This window comes from Pseudomonas sp. UBT, from assembly GCF_050915955.1.
GTDB classification, from domain to species: domain Bacteria; phylum Pseudomonadota; class Gammaproteobacteria; order Pseudomonadales; family Pseudomonadaceae; genus Aquipseudomonas; species Aquipseudomonas antarctica_A.
The window spans coordinates 17,446-38,767 of record NZ_CP168080.1; the positions used below are offsets into that span (position 1 = coordinate 17,446).

The 21,322-nt window shown below is 60.4% G+C and carries 20 protein-coding genes; 10 read left to right on the top strand and 10 right to left on the bottom strand.

Translation table 11 applies throughout. The annotated features are described in order from the left end of the window. Positions 1–248 precede the first annotated feature (248 nt). The 6 genes from ACDZ94_RS23180 (at position 249) to cmoB (ending at position 6,843) form a co-directional block, all read left to right on the top strand. Entirely contained in the window at positions 249–1,238 is a 990-nt protein-coding gene (locus ACDZ94_RS23180; protein ID WP_064450871.1) for a GntR family transcriptional regulator, read from the top strand. Positions 1,239–1,435: 197 nt separating this feature from the next. Next, positions 1,436–3,859 (top strand): endopeptidase La, encoded by a 2,424-nt coding sequence (gene lon / locus ACDZ94_RS23185; protein ID WP_407017964.1) that lies wholly within the window; start codon positions 1,436–1,438, stop codon positions 3,857–3,859. 203 nt (positions 3,860–4,062) lie between these two features. Then, positions 4,063–4,452, top strand: a complete 390-nt coding sequence (locus ACDZ94_RS23190; RefSeq protein ID WP_432751571.1) for a protease inhibitor I42 family protein — start codon at positions 4,063–4,065, stop codon at positions 4,450–4,452. A 1-nt stretch (position 4,453) separates the two neighbouring features. After that, complete coding sequence (locus ACDZ94_RS23195; RefSeq protein WP_064450868.1) at positions 4,454–5,110, top strand: lysoplasmalogenase; 657 nt, start codon at positions 4,454–4,456, stop codon at positions 5,108–5,110. A 36-nt stretch (positions 5,111–5,146) separates the two neighbouring features. Beyond that, on the top strand, positions 5,147–5,890 hold the full coding sequence (gene cmoA, locus ACDZ94_RS23200) for a carboxy-S-adenosyl-L-methionine synthase CmoA (protein WP_064450867.1): 744 nt from the start codon (positions 5,147–5,149) through the stop codon (positions 5,888–5,890). Next, positions 5,887–6,843 (top strand): tRNA 5-methoxyuridine(34)/uridine 5-oxyacetic acid(34) synthase CmoB, encoded by a 957-nt coding sequence (cmoB, locus tag ACDZ94_RS23205; protein WP_064450866.1) that lies wholly within the window; start codon positions 5,887–5,889, stop codon positions 6,841–6,843. The genes cmoA and cmoB overlap by 4 nt, the downstream gene beginning before the upstream one ends. A 138-nt stretch (positions 6,844–6,981) precedes the next feature. On the opposite strand, the gene tadA is transcribed toward cmoB, so the two are convergent. The 10 genes from tadA to lptF all read right to left on the bottom strand — a co-directional run bounded on the left by tadA (position 6,982) and on the right by lptF (position 17,458). Next, the gene (gene tadA / locus ACDZ94_RS23210) at positions 6,982–7,479 is read right to left on the bottom strand and encodes a tRNA adenosine(34) deaminase TadA (RefSeq protein ID WP_432751572.1); all 498 of its coding nucleotides are present in this window, start codon (positions 7,477–7,479) and stop codon (positions 6,982–6,984) included. Next, positions 7,479–8,855, bottom strand: coding sequence for a multicopper oxidase family protein (locus tag ACDZ94_RS23215; protein WP_262667096.1), 1,377 nt, complete (start codon positions 8,853–8,855; stop codon positions 7,479–7,481). Before ACDZ94_RS23215 ends, tadA begins: the two co-directional genes overlap by 1 nt. Positions 8,856–9,079: 224 nt before the next feature. After that, complete coding sequence (pdxJ, locus tag ACDZ94_RS23220) at positions 9,080–9,823, bottom strand: pyridoxine 5'-phosphate synthase (protein ID WP_159954421.1); 744 nt, start codon at positions 9,821–9,823, stop codon at positions 9,080–9,082. 51 nt (positions 9,824–9,874) lie between these two features. Next, complete coding sequence (gene recO, locus ACDZ94_RS23225) at positions 9,875–10,564, bottom strand: DNA repair protein RecO (RefSeq protein ID WP_064450862.1); 690 nt, start codon at positions 10,562–10,564, stop codon at positions 9,875–9,877. A 155-nt stretch (positions 10,565–10,719) separates the two neighbouring features. Continuing rightward, the gene (era, locus tag ACDZ94_RS23230; RefSeq protein WP_034102340.1) at positions 10,720–11,622 is read right to left on the bottom strand and encodes a GTPase Era; all 903 of its coding nucleotides are present in this window, start codon (positions 11,620–11,622) and stop codon (positions 10,720–10,722) included. Next, the gene (gene rnc, locus ACDZ94_RS23235) at positions 11,615–12,304 is read right to left on the bottom strand and encodes a ribonuclease III (protein WP_017136295.1); all 690 of its coding nucleotides are present in this window, start codon (positions 12,302–12,304) and stop codon (positions 11,615–11,617) included. Before rnc ends, era begins: the two co-directional genes overlap by 8 nt. A 152-nt stretch (positions 12,305–12,456) precedes the next feature. Next, positions 12,457–13,311 (bottom strand): signal peptidase I, encoded by an 855-nt coding sequence (gene lepB, locus ACDZ94_RS23240; protein ID WP_064450861.1) that lies wholly within the window; start codon positions 13,309–13,311, stop codon positions 12,457–12,459. A 5-nt stretch (positions 13,312–13,316) separates the two neighbouring features. Next, on the bottom strand, positions 13,317–15,116 hold the full coding sequence (gene lepA, locus ACDZ94_RS23245; RefSeq protein ID WP_032859966.1) for a translation elongation factor 4: 1,800 nt from the start codon (positions 15,114–15,116) through the stop codon (positions 13,317–13,319). 151 nt (positions 15,117–15,267) lie between these two features. Beyond that, positions 15,268–16,347: an LPS export ABC transporter permease LptG gene (gene lptG / locus ACDZ94_RS23250; protein ID WP_064450860.1), complete on the bottom strand. Its 1,080-nt coding sequence runs from the start codon at positions 16,345–16,347 to the stop codon at positions 15,268–15,270. Further along, on the bottom strand, positions 16,340–17,458 hold the full coding sequence (gene lptF / locus ACDZ94_RS23255; RefSeq protein WP_432751573.1) for an LPS export ABC transporter permease LptF: 1,119 nt from the start codon (positions 17,456–17,458) through the stop codon (positions 16,340–16,342). Before lptF ends, lptG begins: the two co-directional genes overlap by 8 nt. A gap of 284 nt (positions 17,459–17,742) precedes the next feature. Between lptF and ACDZ94_RS23260 the strand changes: the two genes are divergently transcribed. From ACDZ94_RS23260 to ACDZ94_RS23275, 4 genes are all read left to right on the top strand, one after another. Beyond that, positions 17,743–19,233, top strand: coding sequence for a leucyl aminopeptidase (locus ACDZ94_RS23260; RefSeq protein WP_432751574.1), 1,491 nt, complete (start codon positions 17,743–17,745; stop codon positions 19,231–19,233). Positions 19,234–19,284: 51 nt separating this feature from the next. After that, a complete protein-coding gene (locus ACDZ94_RS23265) occupies positions 19,285–19,713 on the top strand; it encodes a DNA polymerase III subunit chi (RefSeq protein WP_064450857.1) in 429 nt (142 codons plus the stop codon). Positions 19,714–19,720: 7 nt separating this feature from the next. Continuing rightward, positions 19,721–20,116 (top strand): DNA polymerase III subunit chi, encoded by a 396-nt coding sequence (locus tag ACDZ94_RS23270; protein WP_221296047.1) that lies wholly within the window; start codon positions 19,721–19,723, stop codon positions 20,114–20,116. A 171-nt stretch (positions 20,117–20,287) separates the two neighbouring features. Then, positions 20,288–21,322: hypothetical protein (locus ACDZ94_RS23275; RefSeq protein ID WP_432751575.1), on the top strand; the 1,035-nt coding region annotated here is incomplete at its 3' end.

Below are 21,322 nucleotides of genomic sequence, written 5' to 3' on the forward strand. Positions count from 1 at the left end.
TGCGATTTAGCTTAATCGCCAAGAGGTACGGGATAGATAGAGTTGTAGTCAGCCAAAATAGTCAGCAAAAGCGTCTGAACAGGTCGCGATTGAAATAATGTATCTTTTATTAATAAGTACATTTTGGTGCAGAAAAGTAACATTTCTATCCGCAAGGCCCCAAAAAAGTGCCACCGACGTGGCGCGGAGTGACAGGCGCAACTATGAGAGAATCCCCGGCCACCGTCCTACACGCCAAAGAGAACGCGATGAAAGCAGTGTCCGCCTCGGCCTCCCGTTACGCGATGATTCACCAGGTATTGCGTGATGCGATCGTCAACGGCACCGCCCGCCACGGGCTGGTCTTGCTCGAAGCGCCGCTGGCCGAACTGTTCGGCACCAGCCGCGTCCCGGTACGCAAGGCGCTCGACCTGCTGCATGCCGAAGGTTTGATCTGCCGCTTCAACGGTCGCGGTTACCTGATCAACCCCGAAGGCCTGGAAATGGAGCCGCTGCGCCTGCCCTTGAGCCATGCGCACCTGGGCCTCAATGGCGACGATGAACTGGTGGATACGCGGCCGCTGGGCGAGCGGATCGTCGAGGAAATCGGCGCGGCGCTGTCCACGTGTATCGCTTTCGGCCATTACCGCCTGGATGAACAGGCCGCCGCCGACCACTATGGCGTCAGCCGCGCGGTGGTGCGTGAAGCGCTGATGCGCCTGCGCGATCGCGGCCTGGTGGAAAAAGAACCCTACTCGCAGTGGCTCGCCGGGCCGCTGACCGCACGGGAAGTCACCGAAGACTACGAACTGCGCGCCTGCCTGGAACCCGAAGCCCTGCGCCAGAGCGCACCGAACCTCGACCGCGAGATGCTCGAAGCCATGCTGCAGCGCGTGGTGGATGCCCAGCAAAGCCCGCAATGCAGCCTGCACGCCATCGAGCAGATCGAAGATGACTTGCACCAGCGTTGCCTGGCCGGCCTGCAAAACCGCAAGATCGCCGCGCTGATCCGCCAGGGCCAGAGCCCGATGATCATCAGCCGGATTTTCTACCGTTTGCTGGGGATCGGCGCCGATCCAGCCATGCTCGCCGAACATCGCTTGATTCTGGAGCTGTTGCTGCACGGTGCGTTTGATGCTGCGGCACTGAATTTGCGCGAGCACTTGCAGCGAGCACGACAGCGCATGTTGCAGCGCCTGAAGGTTCTGTCGGTATTACCGGAACAGCCCCTGCCCGCCTACCTGCACAAAATCAGCTGAGCGTACTCGGTTACACAAGTGGGGCTGCCAGCCCACTCATCCGTGGCTGATGCACCGCCATCGCAGGCAAGCCAGCTCCCACAGGGTCAAGCGGTGTTTCGAAAATATTATGCAATATGTTGCTATCTCACCCCCGCCATTGAAACCACCGCTGCCCCGCCCCATCTAACCTGCATACTTCCTTATGCAGGTGCCCCATGAGCGACCAGCAAGAATTCCCCGATATCGACCTCAACGACTACGCAGATCCCGAAAACGCTGAACACGAAACCTCTTCCAACACCGGCCTGGCCCTGCCGGGGCAAAACCTGCCGGACAAGGTCTACATCATCCCGATCCACAACCGCCCGTTCTTCCCGGCGCAAGTGTTGCCGGTGATCGTCAATGAAGAGCCGTGGGCCGAAACCCTGGAACTGGTGAGCAAATCCGACCACCACTCCCTCGCCCTGTTTTTCATGGAGACGCCGCCGGAAGACCCGCGCCACTTCGACACCTCGGCCCTGCCGCTGTACGGCACGCTGGTAAAGGTGCACCACGCCAGCCGCGAGAACGGCAAGCTGCAATTCGTCGCCCAGGGCCTGACCCGCGTGCGAATCAAAACCTGGCTCAAGCACCACCGCCCACCGTATCTGGTGGAAGTCGAATACCCGCACCAGCCCACCCAGCCGACCGACGAGGTCAAGGCCTACGGCATGGCGCTGATCAATGCGATCAAGGAACTGCTGCCGCTCAACCCCCTGTACAGCGAAGAGTTGAAGAACTACCTCAACCGCTTCAGCCCCAACGACCCGTCGCCGCTCACCGACTTCGCCGCCGCGTTGACTTCGGCCACCGGTAACGAGTTGCAGGAAGTGCTGGACTGCGTGCCGATGCTCAAGCGCATGGAAAAAGTGCTGCCGATGCTGCGCAAGGAAGTCGAAGTGGCGCGCCTGCAGAAGGAAATCTCCGCCGAGGTGAACCGCAAGATCGGTGAGCACCAGCGCGAATTCTTCCTCAAGGAACAACTCAAGGTCATCCAGCAAGAGCTGGGCCTGACCAAGGATGACCGCAGCGCGGACGTCGAGCAGTTCGAGCAACGCCTGGTGGACAAGGTGCTGCCGGCACAGGCGCAAAAGCGCATCAGTGAAGAGATGAACAAACTGTCGATCCTGGAAACCGGCTCGCCGGAATACGCCGTCACGCGCAATTACCTGGATTGGGCGACCTCAGTGCCATGGGGCGTGTATGGCGAGGACAAACTCGACCTCAAACACGCGCGCAAGGTGCTGGATAAACACCACGCGGGCCTGGATGACATCAAAAGTCGCATCCTCGAATTCCTCGCGGTCGGTGCTTACAAAGGCGAAGTCGCCGGTTCCATCGTGCTGCTGGTCGGCCCGCCGGGCGTGGGCAAGACCAGCGTGGGTAAGTCCATCGCTGAATCCCTGGGCAGGCCGTTCTATCGGTTCAGCGTCGGCGGCATGCGCGACGAAGCCGAGATCAAGGGTCATCGCCGCACCTACATCGGCGCCATGCCAGGCAAGCTGGTGCAGGCGCTCAAGGATGTAGAGGTGATGAACCCGGTGATCATGCTCGACGAGATCGACAAAATGGGCCAGAGCTACCAGGGCGACCCGGCTTCGGCGCTCCTGGAAACCCTGGACCCGGAGCAGAACGTTGAATTCCTCGACCACTACCTGGACCTGCGCCTGGACCTGTCCAAAGTGCTGTTCGTGTGTACCGCCAACACCCTGGACTCGATCCCGGGTCCGTTGCTGGACCGTATGGAAGTGATTCGCCTGTCGGGCTACATCACCGAAGAAAAAGTCGCCATCGCCAAGCGCCACCTGTGGCCAAAGCAGCTGGAAAAAGCCGGCGTGTCGAAAAACACCCTGACCATCAGCGACGGCGCCTTGCGCGCGTTGATAGACGGGTATGCACGGGAAGCCGGGGTACGCCAGCTGGAGAAACAGCTGGGCAAACTGGTGCGCAAGGCGGTGGTCAAGCTGCTGGATGAGCCGGACGCGGTGATCAAGATCGGTAACAAGGACCTGGAAAGCTCACTGGGCATGCCGGTGTTCCGCAACGAGCAAGTGCTGTCCGGCACCGGCGTGATTACCGGCCTGGCCTGGACCAGCATGGGCGGCGCGACCTTACCGATCGAGGCGACGCGTATCCACACACTCAATCGTGGCTTCAAGCTCACCGGGCAGTTAGGTGAAGTAATGAAGGAGTCCGCCGAGATTGCCTACAGCTACATCAGCGCCAATCTGAAGTCGTTTGGCGGCGATCCGAAGTTCTTCGACGAAGCCTTCGTGCACTTGCACGTGCCGGAAGGTGCCACGCCCAAAGACGGCCCGAGCGCCGGCGTGACCATGGCCAGTGCGCTGCTGTCGCTGGCGCGTAACCAACCGCCGAAAAAAGGCGTGGCCATGACCGGCGAGCTGACGCTGACCGGGCATGTACTGCCGATTGGCGGGGTGCGTGAGAAGGTGATTGCGGCGCGCCGCCAGAAGATTCACGAGTTGATCTTGCCGGAGCCGAATCGCGGCAGCTTTGAGGAGTTGCCGGAGTATCTGAAGGAAGGCATGACGGTGCACTTTGCCAAGCGCTTTGCGGATGTGGCGAAGGTGTTGTTCTGATAGATCTCTAGCGCCTGAGCCGGCCTCTTCGCGAGCAAGCCCGCTCCCACACTTGACCGAGTACATCCTTTGGAACACGGTCAACATGTGGGAGCGGGCTTGCTCGCGAAAGGGCCAGCCCATTCGCCACAAAATCCCCGCTTGTCACACCTTGTCTCATCTTCGGTTATGCTCGCCCTTCGTCGCCAAACAACGGAGCCTCCATGACCGCTGCCCGCCTGCTTCTCCCCTTGAGCCTTGCCCTGCTGGGCGCCTGCGCCAGTGCCCCCAAGCAAAACGTCACAGTGGACAACCAGAGCGCCTGCCCGCTCCCGCTTAAAACCGGGCAAAACCTGATCCTCACCTTGCCGAGCAACCCCACTACCGGCTACCGCTGGGCCATCCAGGATTCCGCCGGCGGTGTGCTGCGCGCCTTGAGCCCGGAGGTCTACAGCAGCACGGAATCCGGCGTGATCGGCGGCGGCGGCCATTCCACCTGGCGCTTCCAGGCCTTCGCGGCCGGCCAGGGCCGTTTGCGCCTGACCTCCCAGCAACCATGGGAGCCGGAAGCCGAGCCTGCCGAAACCTTCGACTGCGCCATCACGGTGAACTGATATGCCATGGCTGATTCTTGCGTTGATGGGCGCCGGTACCTTTATCTACGGGCTGACCACCCATGCGGCGTTGCTGTGCCTGCTGGTCAAACCCCTGCCGGTACTCGCGCTGCTGGGTTGGCTGCATGATGCGCCGCCCACCGACTATCGTCGCTGGATCAGCCTGGGGCTGATTTTTTCCCTGGTGGGCGATGTCTTGCTGGCCTGGCCGGGTGACCTGTTTATCTTCGGCCTCGGTGCCTTCCTGTTCGCACACCTGGCGTATTTGAAAGCCTATTTCAGCGATTGCCGTCGCCTGGCGGTGTTGCCCTTGGTGTTGGCGCTGGGCGTGGGCGCGATCCTGCTGGGCATCCTGATTTCCCATGGCCTTGGCGACTTGCTGATTCCAGTCGTGGTGTATGCCTTGGTGATCAGCGCCATGCTCTGGCGTGCGCTGGCGCGGCTGGGCAGTGACGTGCCAAAACGTTCGGCGCTGCTGGCGGCAGCGGGCGCGGTGTCGTTCGTGTTTTCCGACACGCTGATCGGCATCAATCGGTTTGTGCTGGCGTTCGAAGCGGCACCGTATTTGTTGATCATCACGTATTGGCTGGGCCAGTGGGGCATCACCGCTTCTGCTTTCCATCAGACAACCCGCGCACACGAGGGCCAACTTGGCTAAAATGCCGGCCTTTCCCCCCTCGTCGCCGGACCAACCGTGAGCAAAGAACCCGATCGCCTATTCGCCCAGCCCCTGCCCCAGGTGCCGGACTTCGCCTTTAACGAGGACGTGGTACGGGTGTTCCCGGACATGATCAAGCGTTCGGTGCCGGGTTACCCGACTATCGTCGAGAACCTCGGCGTGCTCGCGGCGCAATTTGCCCAACCCAACAGTGTGCTCTACGACCTGGGCTCGTCGCTCGGCGCGGTGACCCAAGCCTTGCGCCGCCATGTGCGCACCGACGGCTGCCGGGTCATCGCAGTGGATAACTCGGCGGCGATGGTCGAGCGCTGCCGCGAATACCTTAATGGCCAGGACTCGATGTTCCAGGAGTTGCTGCCGGTCGAGGTGGTCGAGGGCGATATCCTCGCGCTGCAGTTCCAGCCGGCCTCGGTGGTGGCGCTGAACTTCACCCTGCAATTTATTGCCCCCGATGAACGCCTGGCCTTGCTCGGTCGTATCCGCCAGTCGCTACTGCCAGGCGGAGCGTTGATCCTCTCGGAAAAGCTGCGCTTCAATGACCCTGAAGAACACACGCTGCTCACCGACCTGCACATCGCGTTCAAACGCGCCAACGGCTACAGCGAACTGGAAATTGCCCAGAAGCGCAGCGCCATCGAAAACGTCATGAAGCCCGACAGCCTCGAAGAACACCGTGAACGCCTGCTGGCGGCCGGGTTCTCGAAAGTCGTGCCGTGGTTCCAGTGTCTTAACTTTGCCTCGTTGATTGCCTTGCCATGATTGATCTGTCCCCTCTCGCCCGCCATTTGGTCGGCACTCCCCTGGCCGTGTGGGCCCAGGGCCTGCAAGCGCAACTCGATAGCAAAATGGAAAAGGGTCATGGCGACCTCGAACGCTGGCAGAGTGCGTTGGATGCGCTACCGCAGATCCAGCCCAGCCAAGTCGATTTGCTCAATGGCCTGACCCTTGATACCGATTGCGACGACGCCACTCGCGCGCAAATGCACACCGCGCTGATGGGCCTGAGCCCGTGGCGCAAAGGCCCGTTCAACCTGTTCGGCGTGCATGTGGACACCGAATGGCGTTCGGACTGGAAGTGGTCGCGGGTTGCACCGCACCTGGATTTGAAGGGCAAGCGCATCCTCGATGTGGGCTGCGGCAACGGCTACTACATGTGGCGCATGCTCGGCGCCGGGGCCGACAGTGTGATAGGCGTCGACCCGAACTGGCTGTTTTTCTGCCAGTTCCAGGCCGTGCAGCGCTACCTGAACGCGCCAAAGGCCTGGCACTTGCCGTTCCCGTTTGAAGACCTGCCGTCGAACCTGGAAGGCTTCGACACGGTGTTTTCCATGGGCGTGTTCTACCATCGTCGTTCGCCCATTGAGCACTTGCTGGCGCTCAAGGACACCTTGGTCAAAGGCGGCGAGTTGGTCCTGGAAACCTTGGTAGTCGAAGGCGATCAGCAGCAGGTGCTCGTGCCGGAAGACCGTTATGCGCAAATGCGCAACGTGTGGTTCCTGCCGTCGGTACCGGCGCTGATGCTATGGCTGCGGCGGGCGGGTTTCAGTGATGTGCGCTGTGTGGACGTGAGCGTGACCACGGTCGAGGAGCAGCGTGGGACTGAATGGATGAAATTTCAGTCGCTGAGTGATTTCCTGGATCCGGATGATCACAGCAAGACGATTGAAGGGCTGCCGGCGCCGATGCGCGCGGTGATTATCGCCAGGAAGTAACCCCAATCTCCCTGAAAAAATGGAAATTCAAAGGTGGGAGCTGGCTTGCCGGCGATAGCGGTGTATCAGTCACTGATGAATTGACTGAAAGATAGCTATCGCAGGCAAGCCAGCTCCCACATTGGTGTTCAGTGTTCTTTAGAGCGTGGGTTTGGCTCGACGAGCCTTGAAGAACTCACTCAACACCGTCCCGCACTCCTCAGCCAACACCCCGCCTTCAAACAACACCCGATGGTTGAGAAACCCCTGGGTAAAAAACTGGTCCTGGCTTTGCACGATGCCGGCCTTGGGCTCCAGCGCGCCGTACACCACTCGCGCGATGCGTGAATGTACGATCAGGCCCGCGCACATGCTGCACGGCTCCAGGGTCACATACAGCGTACTGCCCACCAGCCGATAGTTGCTGATCGCTTGCGCAGCGGCGCGAATGGCGACCATCTCGGCGTGGGCGCTGGGGTCGTTGCCGCTGATCGGGCAGTTGAAGCCTCGGCCGATGATTTCACCGTCCTGCACCAGCACGGCACCCACCGGCACTTCGCCAAGTGCCGCGCCTTGGGCCGCAAGGGCCAGGGCTTCGCGCATAAAGTCCTGGTCGCGGCTGCGGTCGATAATCGCGGCGGGGCGAATCTGGCGCATCACGCCACCTCGATGGCGGCCATCAGGCCGGTTTCCATGTGGTCGATTACGTGGCAATGGAACATCCACACCCCCGGATTATCGGCCACCAACGCCACGCGGGCACGTTCATTCTTGCCCAGCAGGTAGGTGTCGGTGAAGTACGGAATCACCTTGTGGCGGTTCGACGCGATCACTTTGAAGCTCATGCCATGCAGGTGGATCGGGTGTTGGTATTGGGTCATGTTCTTCAATTCGAAAATGTAGCTCTTGCCCTTCTCCAGTTTGGCGATCGGGCGGTCGGCGCAGGTCTTGTCGGTGATGTCCCAGGCCTTGCCGTTGATCTGCCACAGGCTTGGCGGCTTGCCGTCATCCACCGACACCGTGCCGACCCACTCGAAATTGAAGTTGAGTTTCTCGGCGTTGGCCAGGTCCGGCTCGGCAATCGGGTTGGCGGGCAACGCCGGTGGCCATTCGGTGGGCGCGTCGGTATTGGCCACCGAGCGAAAGGTGCCCAGACGCACGGGGCCGTTGCGGATCGACAACTCCCCACCCGCAGGCGGTGCCTTGATCGCCAGGCAGATGCGCATGCCCGGGCCCAGCCAATATTCCTTGCCCAGTGGGCGTGGCTCGATAGGGTTGCCGTCCAGCGCGTAGATCTGTGCTTCGACATCAGGAATGTTGAGGCGGTAGGTCAGGGTGTTGTCGAGGTTGAGCAACCGCACGCGGGTGATCTGCCCCGCCGGCAAATCAATCACCGCCTGGGACACGCCATTGATCGTCGACAGCCGCCCGGCCGTGCCGCCACGTGCTGCCTCGCGAGGCACGCTGAAGGCGACGAAAGCGCCCTCTTCGTCCACGTGCCAGCTTTTCAGGCTCAGGGTGCGTTCGTGCTTGAAACCGGTGGGTTCGCGCTCTTCGATGATCAGCGGGCCAACCAAACCACGGCCGAGCTCTTCGCTGCTGTTCACATGGGGGTGATACCAGTAGCTGCCGGCGTCCGGCACGCGGAATTTGTAGTCGAAATATTCACCGGGCAACACCGGCAACTGCGAGACGTAAGGCACGCCGTCCATTTCCAGCGGCAGGCGGATGCCATGCCAGTGGATGGTGGTGGCAACCGGCAGGTGGTTGATAAAGCGCACCCGCAGCCATTCGCCCTGGCGCACGCGCAACTCGGTGCCTGGCGCGGAGGGGCCGAATGCCCAGGCCTGGGTTGTGTGCCCTGGCACCAATTCCACGTCCAGCGGCGCCGCGATCAGCTCGTAATCGTGCCCCGCTTCAGCCTCGGCAACCTTCCCCAGCCAGTAGCGATAGGCGCCACCGGCACCGACGCCCACTACGGCCAGGCCTGCAAGGCCACCCAGGATTTGTCGACGGGAAAAGGATCGGGACACAACAACCTCACGTATCTGCCGCAGGCCAGAGGCCCGCAAAGGGCAGATACGATACACCTGACCCGGCTAAACAGTAAGGCTTCGCATTGCCGCACTGCAGAAACCACCCATGATCAACTGTGGGAGCTGGCTTGCCTGCGATAGCGGTGTGCCAGTTAATACTGCACTGACTGACATAACGCCATCACGGGCAAGCCCGCTCCCACCGGGGTCATGTGATGTTTTTAATGCTTGGCGGCGGCAAGGATCAGGGCTTTCATCTCGGCGACCGCGCCTTTGAAACCGACGAACAGTGCATGGGCCACCAAGGCGTGGCCGATGTTCAGTTCGTTGATGCCCTTGATCGCGGCCACCGCTTCCACGTTGTGGTAGTGCAGGCCATGGCCCGCATTGACGATCAGACCTTCATTCAGGCCGCACTTTACGCCATCGATGATGCGCTGCAGCTCGTCAGCGACTTCGGTCGGCGTGGTGGCATCGGCGTAACGGCCGGTGTGCAGTTCAATGGCCGGCGCGCCGACACGACGCGAGGCTTCGATCTGGCGCTCGTCGGCGTCGATGAACAACGACACTTCGCTGCCGATCTTCGACAAGCGCTCCACCGCAGCCTTGATCCGCGCTTCCTGGCCAGCCACATCGAGGCCGCCTTCGGTGGTCAGTTCCTGGCGGGTTTCCGGTACCAGGCAGATATGCGCCGGGCGAATGCGCTCGGCGAACGCCATCATTTCTTCGGTCACGCCCATCTCGAAGTTCATGCGGGTTTGCAGCACGTCCTTGAGCAGCAGCACGTCGCGCTCCTGGATGTGGCGGCGGTCTTCGCGCAGGTGCACGGTGATGCCGTCGGCGCCCGCTTCTTCGGCGTCCAGCGCAGCCTTGACCGGGTCAGGGTAACGGGTGCCCCGGGCCTGGCGCAGGGTAGCGACGTGGTCGATGTTGACGCCAAGAAGAATGCGATTGCTGGTGGTCACGGAAGCGCTCCTGAAAAGGGAAAGAAACGGTGCACAGCATACACGGGGATGTCAGGGCTTTCGAAACAACTCGCGACTGACCAGCGGCCGTCCACCCAAATGCACGGCCAGCGCCTGGCGCATCAAACGCTTGGCGGCGGACAAGGCACCTGGCGCGGTCCAGTCAGCTTCGCTCATGGCCAACAGCTCGGTGCCCTGGAACAGGCCCGGTTGCAGCAGGTAGACGCGCTCAAGGCCGGCATCGACTTGCAGGCGGTACATGCCGTCGGCGGCGATGGGGTCGCCGTGCAGGTCGTTGCTCAGTTCAAAGCCGTAGCCGAGGTCGTCAAGCAGGCGCCATTCGAAGGCGCGCAGCAGCGGTTCCAGGGGGCGACCTTCGGCCAGGGCTATCAGGGTGGCGGCGTAGTGATCAAAGACCGCCGGATGCGGGTCTTCGGCGGGCAGCAGGCGGATCAGCAGTTCGTTGAGGTAGAGGCCACTGAACAGCGCCTCGCCATTGAGCCAGGCGGAGTTGCCGACGCTTTCCAGCCGGCCGACGTTTTTCAACTCGCCCTTGCCACGAAACTCCACGTCCAGGGCCACGAACGGCCGAGCCAGCGTACCCGTCTTGCCCCGTGCGCTGCGCAATACCGCGCGCAGGCGACCTTGGGGCGTGATGAAGTCCACCAGGGCGCTGGTCTCGCGGTAGGCGCGGCTATGCAGGACGTAGGCGGGTTGGCTGGGGGGTGGGGATTGGGACATGGGTTCTCACTGCTGGAATGCATTTTTGAAAACTACACAAACCTAATGTGGGAGGGGGCTTGCCCCCGATGGCAGTGTGTCAGTCACTTATTTATTAACTGACCCACCGCTATCGGGGGCAAGCCCCCTCCCACATTTTTTGCCCTGCGGTGTCCTTACAGGTCGCCGTAGCCCAACGAACGCAACGCGCGCTCATCATCAGACCAACCACCTTTAACCTTCACCCACAGGTTAAGCATGATCTTGGAATCGAACAGCAATTCCATGTCCTTGCGCGCTTCGGTGCCGATGCGCTTGATGCGCTCGCCCTTGTCGCCAATGATGATTTTTTTCTGGCCGTCACGTTCGACGAGGATCAGCGCGTGGATATGCAGGGTTTTGCCCTGCTGCTTGAACTCTTCGATTTCAACGGTGATCTGGTACGGCAGCTCGGCGCCCATCTGGCGCATGATTTTCTCGCGTACCAGTTCGGCGGCGAGGAAACGGCTGCTGCGGTCGGTGATCTGGTCTTCCGGGAAGAAGTGCTCGTTCTCCGGCAGGTGCTCGGCGATCACACGTTCCAGGGCGTCGAGGTTGTGGCCGTGCTGGGCCGAGATCGGCATGATCTGGGCGTTCGGCAGTTGTTCCTGCAGCCAGCTCAGGTGCGGCATCAGCTCGGCTTTGTCCTCGATACGGTCGGTCTTGTTCAGCGCGACGATCAAGGGGCCGGTGACGTACTGCACACGCTCCAGAACCATCTGGTCTTCGTCGGTCCACTTGGTGCGATCGACCACGAATATCACCACGTCGACGTCTTTCAACGCCGCCGAAGCGGTCTTGTTCATGTAACGGTTGAGGGCCTTTTCGCCGCCTTTGTGCATGCCCGGGGTATCGACATACACCGCTTGCACGGTGCCTTCGGTCTTGATACCCAGCATGTTGTGGCGGGTGGTCTGCGGCTTGCGCGAGGTGATCGCCAGCTTCTGGCCCAGGATGTGGTTCAGCAGCGTGGACTTGCCCACGTTCGGGCGGCCGACGATGGCAACATAGCCACAGCGTGTTGCGGTTGAATCAGTCATGGCCATTCTCCACGCCCAGGGCAATCAGTGCTGCAGCGGCCGCTACCTGTTCGGCAATACGACGGCTCACACCCTGACCTCGGCTTTTTTCATTCAATAAGGTGATCTCACATTCCACGAAAAATACGCGGCAATGCGGCTCACCCTGGATATCCACCACTTCGTAGCGTGGCAGTTCGCAACCGCGCGACTGCAGGTATTCCTGCAGGCGGGTCTTGGGATCTTTATTGGTGTCGACCAGCGTCAGGCTTTCGATCTCCGAAGCCAGCCAGGCAACCACGCGCTCCTTGGCCGTCTCCATACCCGCATCGAGGTAGATCGCACCGATCAACGCTTCAAGGGCATCGGCCAGGATCGACTCGCGACGGAAGCCACCGCTTTTCAGCTCACCCGACCCCAGGCGCAGATACTCGCCCAGGCCGAAACCACGGGCCAGCACGGCCAGGGTCTCGCCTTTGACCAGGCGCGCGCGCAGGCGTGACAGCTGACCTTCGCGCGCTTGAGGGAAACGCTCGAACAGCGCCTCACCGGCGGCAAAGTTAAGGATGGCATCACCGAGAAACTCCAGGCGTTCGTTATTACGCCCGGCAAAACTGCGGTGTGTGAGGGCAAGGACCATCAATTCCTGGTCCTTGAAGGTGTAGCCGAGCTGACGCTCGAGACGGCTTAGAGAAACGCTCACGGTTTACCCATATCTGTTTGGTGGCACCGGCGGCCATCGACGATTGACGCAGTGTTCAAATTTAAATCCCGATTGGTGTCGCATGGGGCCGGGCCATGAATTGTCCCAACCCCAGAAAAGCATTCGGCGCTGTGTTCACAGCGCCGCCTGTATTACTTGATCAGCCCGACCCGCGAGAAGTTCGGCAGGTGGCTGAGTTTGGGTTCCGGCCAGCTCATCCATACGGCAAAGGCCTTGCCGACAATGTTCTCGTCGGGAACCATGCCCAGCAGGTCCTTGGGAATGTTGGGGTCATCCCAGTAGCGGCTGTCATTGGAGTTGTCGCGGTTGTCGCCCATCATGAAGTAGTGCCCGGCCGGCACTTTCCATTCGGTGTCAGGCGGCGAACGGTAGCGGCTCATTTCCTTGCGGATCTGGTGCTCTACAGCCCCGAGTTTTTCCTGGTACAACTCGGCACTGCCCAGGGTGTTCGGCTCGGCACCGATCAACTTCTCGGCCACCGATTCCCCGTTGACGAACAGACGCTTGTCGCTGGTGTAGCGAATCACGTCGCCCGGCAGGCCTACTACGCGCTTGATGTAATTGACGTTCGGGTCGCTAGGGTAGCGGAACACCATCACATCGCCGCGCTGCGGATCACCGACCGGGATGACTTTCTTGTCGATGACCGGCAGGCGGATCCCGTAGGAAAACTTGTTCACCAGGATGAAGTCACCGACGTCCAGGGTAGGTTTCATCGACCCCGAAGGGATCTGAAACGGCTCCACCAGAAACGACCGCAGCACCAGTACGATGAACAACACGGGAAAGAACGATTTGCCGTATTCAACCAGCAGAGGCTCTTTGTTCAGCTTCTCGATCACCACGACATCGGGCTGGCTGACGCTGCCCTGATAGGACGCGATAGCCGCCCGCCGACGCGGGGCGAAGAACACCAGATCGAGCAACGCCAGGAGACCGCAAACGGCAACGGCGATGACCAGCAACAGCGGGAAATTTAGTGACATAGGACCTAACTATCCAACCTGAGCACCGCAAGGAAGGCTTCTTGTGGAATTTCCACGTTGCCCACTTGCTTCATGCGTTTTTTACCGGCCTTTTGCTTCTCAAGCAGTTTGCGCTTACGGCTTACGTCACCGCCGTAGCATTTGGCCAGTACGTTCTTTCTGAGAGCCTTGACGGAGGTTCGCGCAATGATCTGCCCGCCAATGGCGGCCTGGATCGCGACGTCGAACATCTGGCGCGGAATCAGTTCTTTCATCTTCTCGGTCAGCTGGCGACCTTTGTAGTGCGCGTTGTCCTTGTGCACGATCAGCGCAAGAGCATCAACCTTGTCGCCGTTGATCAGCACATCCAGTTTCACCAGATTAGCCGATTGGTAACGATCGAAATGGTAATCCAGCGAAGCATAGCCGCGACTGGTGGATTTGAGACGGTCGAAGAAGTCCAGGACCACTTCGTTCATCGGCAAATCGTAGGTCACTTGCACTTGGGTACCGAGGAACAACATGTCGTGTTGTACGCCACGTTTTTCGATACACAGGGTAATGACGTTGCCCAGGTGTTCCTGCGGGACCAGGATATTGGCCCGCACGATCGGCTCGCGCATGTCTTCAATGGAGGACAGATCTGGAAGCTTGGACGGGTTATCGACGTAAATCGTTTCACCGGTTTTCAGCAACAGTTCAAAAATAACCGTTGGCGCGGTGGTGATCAGGTCGAGGTCGTATTCGCGCTCGAGGCGCTCCTGGATGATCTCCATGTGCAGCATGCCGAGGAACCCGCAACGGAAGCCGAAGCCCAGGGCGTCAGAGCTTTCCGGGGTGTACTGCAACGACGAGTCGTTGAGCGTCAGCTTTTGCAGGGCTTCACGGAAGTCTTCGAAGTCGTCGGAGCTCACCGGGAACAGGCCGGCGTAAACCTGCGGCTGGATGCGCTTGAAGCCCGGCAGCACGTCTACATCAGGGGTAGAGCTCAAGGTCAGGGTGTCACCGACCGGTGCACCGTGAATGTCCTTGATACCGGCGATGATGAAGCCTACTTCACCGGCCTTCAGGTCAGTGGTAGCGGTGTGCTTGGGGTTGAATACGCCGACGCTGTCCACCAGGTGGATCTTGCCGGTGGATTTAACCAGGATCTTGTCGCCCTTCTTCACCCGGCCGTGGCGCACACGTACCAGGGAAACAACCCCCAGGTAGTTGTCGAACCAGGAGTCGATGATCAACGCTTGCAGCGGATCTTCGTAGTTGCCGGTTGGCGCAGGAATGGTCTTGACCAGGCGCTCGAGCACTTCGTCGACGCCCAGGCCGGTCTTGGCGCTGCACTCGACAGCGTCGGTGGCGTCAATGCCGATGATTTTTTCGATTTCTTCTTTAACGCGGTCCGGATCGGCCTGGGGCAGGTCGATCTTGTTCAGCACCGGCATGACCTCAAGGCCCTGCTCGATCGCGGTGTAGCAGTTGGCAACGGACTGGGCTTCAACGCCCTGGCCGGCGTCGACCACCAGCAAGGCGCCTTCACACGCTGCCAGCGAACGGCTGACTTCGTAGGTGAAGTCAACGTGGCCGGGGGTATCAATGAAGTTCAACTGGTACTTGATACCGTCTTTGGCGGTGTAGTACAGGGTAACGCTATGGGCCTTGATGGTGATCCCGCGTTCACGCTCAAGGTCCATGGAATCCAGGACCTGGGCTTCCATTTCACGCTCGGCAAGGCCGCCGCACATCTGGATGAATCGATCGGCCAGCGTCGACTTGCCATGGTCAATGTGGGCGATGATGGAGAAATTGCGGATATGACTCAAATCACTCACGGATCAACACTCAAAAAGGCTGCAGGCAGATTGCCCGCTGAAAAATAGCCGGGAATTGTACCTGATGCTCAGGCCGGGCGTCATCTTTGCTGACCAGAACAAAAATGCCCCGATCCTGGGAGCGGGGCATTTTTTGTTCATAAGCGCAGTATCAACCGGCCCGACGCAACAGCCAGAACCCGGCCAGGGCGCAGATCGCGGTCGGCACCAGCACCGCAAACAGCGGCGAGAAACCGAACACCAGGCTCGACGGGCCCAGCAGGTCCTGGGCGATACGGAAGGTGAAGCCCACCAGCACGCCGGTAAACACCCGCTGGCCAAGGGTCACGGAACGCAGCGGGCCGAAGATGAACGAAATAGCCATCAATACCAGCGCGGCGGTGACCAACGGCTGCAACACCTTGACCCAAAATGCCAGCCAGTAGCGGCCGTTGTTCAGCCCCTGATCCTTGAGGTAGTGGATATAGCCCCACAAACCGGAGATCGGCAGAGCTTCCGGGACCATCACCACGGTATTGAGCAGCTCCGGCTTCAGCGCGATGTCCCACTGCTCGGACGGCACATTGACGACTTCGGTGCTGGCCTTGGTGCCCTGCCCTACATTATGGAAATAAGTCGTGGTGACTTCGTACAGCTCCCACTTCCCTTCATCGTATTGCGCACGCTTGGAGAAACTGGAAGTCAGCATGTGCCGCTCTTTATCGAACGTATAACGCGTCACACCCACCAACAGACCGCCCGGTTGCACGGCGTTGATGTGGATAAACTCGTCACCCTGGCGGTGCCACAGGCCGTGCTTGGCACTCTGCGCATCTCCCGAACCCTGGGCCAGGGCGCGATTGGCCTGGGCCGTGGCTTCGGTCGGTGGCGCCACGTATTCGCCGATCAGCACACTGCAGGCCATCAGCAACAGCATCGGCTTCATCACCGCCCAGACGATACGGCCGATGGAAACACCGGCGGCGCGCATGATGGTCAATTCGCTGCTGCTGGCCAGGCTGCCCAGGCCGATCAGGCAGCCGATCAACGCGGCCATCGGCATCATGTCGTAGAGACGGCGCGGCGCGGTCAGCGCCACGTAGCTCAGCACGTCCGTGACCGTATAGGTGTCGGTGACATTGCCCACTTCATCGATGAAGGCGAACAAGGAGGCCAGGCCAAGGATGATGCCCAATACCGCCAGAATGGCGATCAGTACGCTGCTACCAATGTAGCGATCGAGCTTAGCCACGAGCCAACTCCTTCAGGCCACGACGGCTCTTCATGTTCAAACGGATAGGTTCCCAGTAGAGCAGCCCCAGGCCGATCACCAGGAAAATCCCGTGCACCCACCACAGGCCGAGGGCCGGCGACAGATTGCCCTTCTCCAGGGAGCCACGGGCGGAAATCAGGAGGGTCAAGTAGGCCATGTACAGCAGGATCGCTGGCAACAGCTTGAGGAAACGGCCCTGACGCGGGTTGACGCGCGACAGCGGCACCGCCATCAAGGTCACGATAAACACCAGCAGCGGCAGGGAAATTCGCCATTGCAGTTCCGCGACGGAGCGCAGTTCCGTATTGCCGATAAGCGACGACGTCGGGAGTGCGTCGCGGTCGGTGACCTCTTCGCTGATCTCCGGTTTGGCCAGCATTACGCCATACGTGTCGTACTTGATCGCCCGATAATCCGCCAGCCCTGGGCTGCCGTCGTAACGAAAGCCATTTTCCAGGATCAGGTAACGGCTGCCGTCAGGGCGTACTTCCTGGCGCCCGCTGTTGGCCACCAGAATCGAAATTCCACGATCTTTCTGATTCTGCCCCAGGTTTTTCTGGGAAATAAACACGCCGCCCAGGTTGGAGCGGTCATCCGTCATGGTTTCGGTATAGGTCACCCGCGTGCCGTCGTTGAGCGCCTGAAAGCGCCCGGGCTCGAGGGTGTCGAACTCGGTCATTGCATCCTGCTTGTTCAGCAGCAGCTGGAACTGCATGGCGCCCTGGGGCGCCAGGCTCATGCTCAACCACGCCACCACCAGCGCAACGCCGGTAGCGGGCACCATGGTCATGGCCAGCAGACGCTGCTGGCTCATGCCGGTGGCCGAGAGCACGGTCATTTCACTTTCCAGGTACAACCGGCCATAGGCCAGCAGAATGCCCAGGAACAGGCCGAGCGGCAGGATCAGTTGCAAAAACCCCGGCAGGCGAAAGCCCATGATCAGGAACAACGAGCCTGGGTCCAGAGCGCCCGAGGCGGCCTGGGCGAGGAATTTGACGAAACGACCACTCATGGTGATGACCAGCAGTACCGCACTCACGGCACTCAGGGTCAACAGGACTTCGCGGGACAGATAACGGAAGACGATCAAACCAGACACTCCAGGGTTGTCAGGCTAAGGCGGCCAAACAAGCAAGCATACCGAGTCGACCCGTTTGCACGGGCCGGCTAAAAAGATGGCGCATTATCCTGTGATTGACCGCGCCTGTCACGGTGCTTGCTCATACGCGTGCACAAAGCGTGCGGCAAGGGTTGTCAGGCTCCGCCGGCGAGGTTCAAACTGCGGCCTTTGTCGCGGGCGGTTTACACAGCTGCCTCGCTTTAAGCCTGGGTACACAGACTCCAGGCTCACCGACCTTTATAAGGGACCCGAAAATGGAATTGGTTGTAAAAAGCGTTAGCCCCGAAACGTTGAAAACCGCCACCCTCGTGGTCGCCGTCGGCGAAGGGCGCAAGCTCGGCGTCGCCGCCAAGCAACTCGACGAACTGAGCGGCGGCGCTATCAGCGCGATCCTCAAGCGCGGCGACCTGGCCGGCAAAGTCGGCCAGAGCCTGTTGCTGCAAAGCCTGCCTAACCTTAAAGCTGACCGCGTATTGCTGGTGGGCGTGGGCAAGGACGCCGAACTGGGCGATCGCCCGTTCCGCAAGATCATCGGCACCCTCCTCACCGCCCTTAAAGGCCTGGGCGGCGCCGATGCTGCGCTGGCACTCGATGAAATCGTGGTAAAAGGCCGCGACAGCTACGGCAAGACCCGCCTGCTGGCCGAAAGCCTGGTGGACGGCAGCTACGTCTTCGACCAGTTCAAGAGCCAGAAAGCCGAACCCCGCGCCCTGAAGAAAATCACCCTGCTGACCATCAAGGCTGCCCAAGCTGAGGTCGAGCGCGCTGTGACCCACGCCCAGGCCATCGCCGCCGGCATGTCGTTCACCCGCGACCTGGGCAACCTGCCGCCGAACATCTGCCACCCAACGTACCTGGGCGAACAAGCCAAGGCGCTGGGCAAAGAGTTCAAGGCCTTGAAGGTTGAAGTGCTGGACGAGAAGAAGATCAAGGAACTGGGCATGGGCTCGTTCTACGCCGTGGGCCAGGGCAGCGACCAGCCACCACGCTTGATCGTGATGCAATACAACGGTGGCAAGAAATCCGAGAAGCCGTACGCCCTGGTCGGCAAAGGCATCACCTTCGACACCGGCGGCATCAGCCTCAAGCCGGGCGCCGGCATGGATGAAATGAAGTACGACATGGGCGGCGCCGCCAGCGTGTTCGGCACCCTGCGTGCCGTGCTGGAGCTCAAGCTGCCGATCAACCTGGTGTGCATCCTGGCGTGTGCCGAGAACATGCCGAGCGGCGGCGCGGCCCGTCCGGGCGACATCGTCACTACCATGAGCGGCCAGACCGTCGAGATCCTCAACACCGACGCCGAAGGCCGCCTGGTGCTGTGCGATGCGCTGACCTACGCCGAACGCTTCAAGCCACAGGCCGTGATCGACATCGCCACCCTGACCGGTGCCTGCGTGGTCGCCCTGGGCGCTCACACGTCCGGCCTGCTGGGTAACAACGACGAGTTGATCGAGCAACTGCTCAGCGCCGGCAAGTCTGCCGACGACCGCGCCTGGCAACTGCCGCTGTTCGATGAGTATCAAGAGCAGCTGGACAGCCCGTTCGCCGACATCGCCAACATCGGCGGCCCGAAAGCCGGCACCATCACAGCGGCCTGCTTCCTGTCGCGCTTTGCCAAGAACTTCAACTGGGCGCACCTGGACATCGCCGGTACGGCCTGGACCAGCGGCGGCAAGGACAAGGGCGCCACTGGCCGTCCGGTTCCTCTGCTGACCCAGTACCTGCTGGATCGCGCCAAAGCCTGAAACTGAAGATTCCGGGGCGGCCATCCCGCCGCCCCGGTCTCAGGAACCGCAATGACCCAAGTCGACTTCTATATATTGCCCAGCGCCGATCCTTCTGCGCGCCTGGACTTTGCCTGCAAACTCACCGAAAAAGCCTGGCGCATGGGCCACCGCATCTACCTGCATTGCAGCGATGCAGCCCAACGAGACGACCTCGATGCCCGCCTGTGGCGCTTCAAGGGTGAAAGCTTCGTGCCCCACGGCCCCGCCGAGTCCGAACCCGAAGGCCTGATTGTGTTGGGCCTGGGCGACAACTGCGGCAGTCACCATGACCTGCTGGTCAACCTGGACCTGAAAGTACCGACCTTTGCCAAGGCTTTTGCCCGCGTGGCGGAAGTGGTGGTGGAAGACCCGGCTATTCGTCAGGCCGCGCGGGAGAGTTTCCGTTTCTATCGCGAACAGGGCTATCCTCTGCAGGATCACCGGCTACAACGACTTTGAGCACATGATGGACACTCCCAACCCGATTAAAAAAGACGACCACTTGCTGGACGACCTGGAGTCGATCCGTCAATTGCTGGGTGATGATGCCTTGCAACCGCCGCTGCTGACCGACACGGTCGATGGCGAGGTACAGATTCCGCTGCTGTTCGACCTGGTCGGTGGCAAGCCCGCCGCACCAGCGCCTGCTGCTGCAGCCCCGGTTGTAGAACCCGTGCCTGCCGCGGCTGCTGCCGAAAAGGCGCCTGACGCCTTGCTGCTGCACCTGGACAACGAACTGCGCGCCGCCGCACAACTGATCATGCAAGACGTGATCGACGACTTTGCCCCGCATATCGAAACCGAGATCAAGCGCCGGCTGGATGCGCGCATGGAGCGGTTGCTCAATCAGTATCAGTCTTGATCCAGGATGCCTGTCCAGAATGCCTATGTCGCGACGCGGGCGGTGCCAAGGAGGGCATGCATCCACTCACATCATGACATGACCACCTGTCGTAACTGGCATTTCTAACAGTAGATGCACAAGCGATTTGGGACAAAGCTCATCTGAAATTATTCCTTGTCGGAGATTTAGATGATGGGCGTTCCTACTCAGTTTTATCCAATTACCGAATGGGCACCTGCGCAATTCCCGATTTTCTTCGGCGAAGGAATTCCAGGCCAACCTGTCACCATATGCCAATCAAATACCGGTCTAGTCGTTGCACAAACAACCGTCGATGGAAACGGCAATTGGCTGACCCAATCCCACGTAGCACTACCTTTGGGCCCCTATTCAGTTACCGCCTATTACGACCTGAGCCAAGGGTATGCACCCAATCTTCCCTTTCACGTTGGCTCCCCTCCTCAAATAGCGGGAAACGGACCCTCTGAGTCAGATAACTCCCCCGTTCTCACCAGCCTGACTATCGTTGACTCCCTTCGCCCGCAGCTTACAGGGACCGCACCACCGAATGCGACTGTCGTGATTGCCCATTCGGGTGGCAGCGTTTACTACGCTTCAGTGGGTGCGGACAGTAATGGCTATTGGGAAGCCACACCAACTACTGACCTTGTCGTTGATGCCAATAACTGGGTAGACCTTGCTCTAATCGCGAAAGATGCCGGGGGCAATGCCTTATCGTCTTGGGTGGGTGTGCAGTTGACGGTTTTATTGATGAGCACTGGGGGCGGCGCCATGGCCGATGGCACCGCACCTGTCATCACCAGCCCGGCCAACAACAGCACCGTCCAGACACTCCGACCAACATTCACCGGCAAAGCCGCGCCCAACGCCAGAATTGGTGTGCACAATGATGCCGTCAACGTCTACTACGGCGATTGTTATGCCGACGCCAACGGCAACTGGACCTACCCATTTCCTCAAGATCTTGCTCCTGGCCAGGTCACGTTGAAGTTCGGTCAGTTCAGTCAATCCGCTAGGCTATCGGCCGATACGGCCCATACGCTTAGCATTGCAATATCTGGTTCTGGCAACGCCCTGCCGCCAGGCAGCCCACCCAAACTCACCAGTTCCAGCACTGTCACTTCGCTGCGCCCCTTGCTTACCGGCAAAGCGGCGCCCAATGCCATCGTCTATGTTTATCTTGAAGGCGGCAGCGTTTTGTTT

What these genes read in the sequence shown, in the direction of transcription:
- ACDZ94_RS23180 (WP_064450871.1), top strand. Translation starts at nt 249, where the DNA reads ATGAAAGCAGTGTCCGCCTCGGCCTCCCGTTACGCGATGATTCACCAG.
- lon (WP_407017964.1), top strand. Translation starts at nt 1,436, where the DNA reads ATGAGCGACCAGCAAGAATTCCCCGATATCGACCTCAACGACTACGCA.
- ACDZ94_RS23190 (WP_432751571.1), top strand. Translation starts at nt 4,063, where the DNA reads ATGACCGCTGCCCGCCTGCTTCTCCCCTTGAGCCTTGCCCTGCTGGGC.
- ACDZ94_RS23195 (WP_064450868.1), top strand. Translation starts at nt 4,454, where the DNA reads ATGCCATGGCTGATTCTTGCGTTGATGGGCGCCGGTACCTTTATCTAC.
- cmoB (WP_064450866.1), top strand. Translation starts at nt 5,887, where the DNA reads ATGATTGATCTGTCCCCTCTCGCCCGCCATTTGGTCGGCACTCCCCTG.
- tadA (WP_432751572.1), bottom strand. Translation starts at nt 7,479, where the DNA reads ATGCGCCAGATTCGCCCCGCCGCGATTATCGACCGCAGCCGCGACCAG.
- recO (WP_064450862.1), bottom strand. Translation starts at nt 10,564, where the DNA reads ATGTCCCAATCCCCACCCCCCAGCCAACCCGCCTACGTCCTGCATAGC.
- era (WP_034102340.1), bottom strand. Translation starts at nt 11,622, where the DNA reads ATGACTGATTCAACCGCAACACGCTGTGGCTATGTTGCCATCGTCGGC.
- lepB (WP_064450861.1), bottom strand. Translation starts at nt 13,311, where the DNA reads ATGTCACTAAATTTCCCGCTGTTGCTGGTCATCGCCGTTGCCGTTTGC.
- ACDZ94_RS23260 (WP_432751574.1), top strand. Translation starts at nt 17,743, where the DNA reads ATGGAATTGGTTGTAAAAAGCGTTAGCCCCGAAACGTTGAAAACCGCC.
- ACDZ94_RS23265 (WP_064450857.1), top strand. Translation starts at nt 19,285, where the DNA reads ATGACCCAAGTCGACTTCTATATATTGCCCAGCGCCGATCCTTCTGCG.
- ACDZ94_RS23270 (WP_221296047.1), top strand. Translation starts at nt 19,721, where the DNA reads ATGGACACTCCCAACCCGATTAAAAAAGACGACCACTTGCTGGACGAC.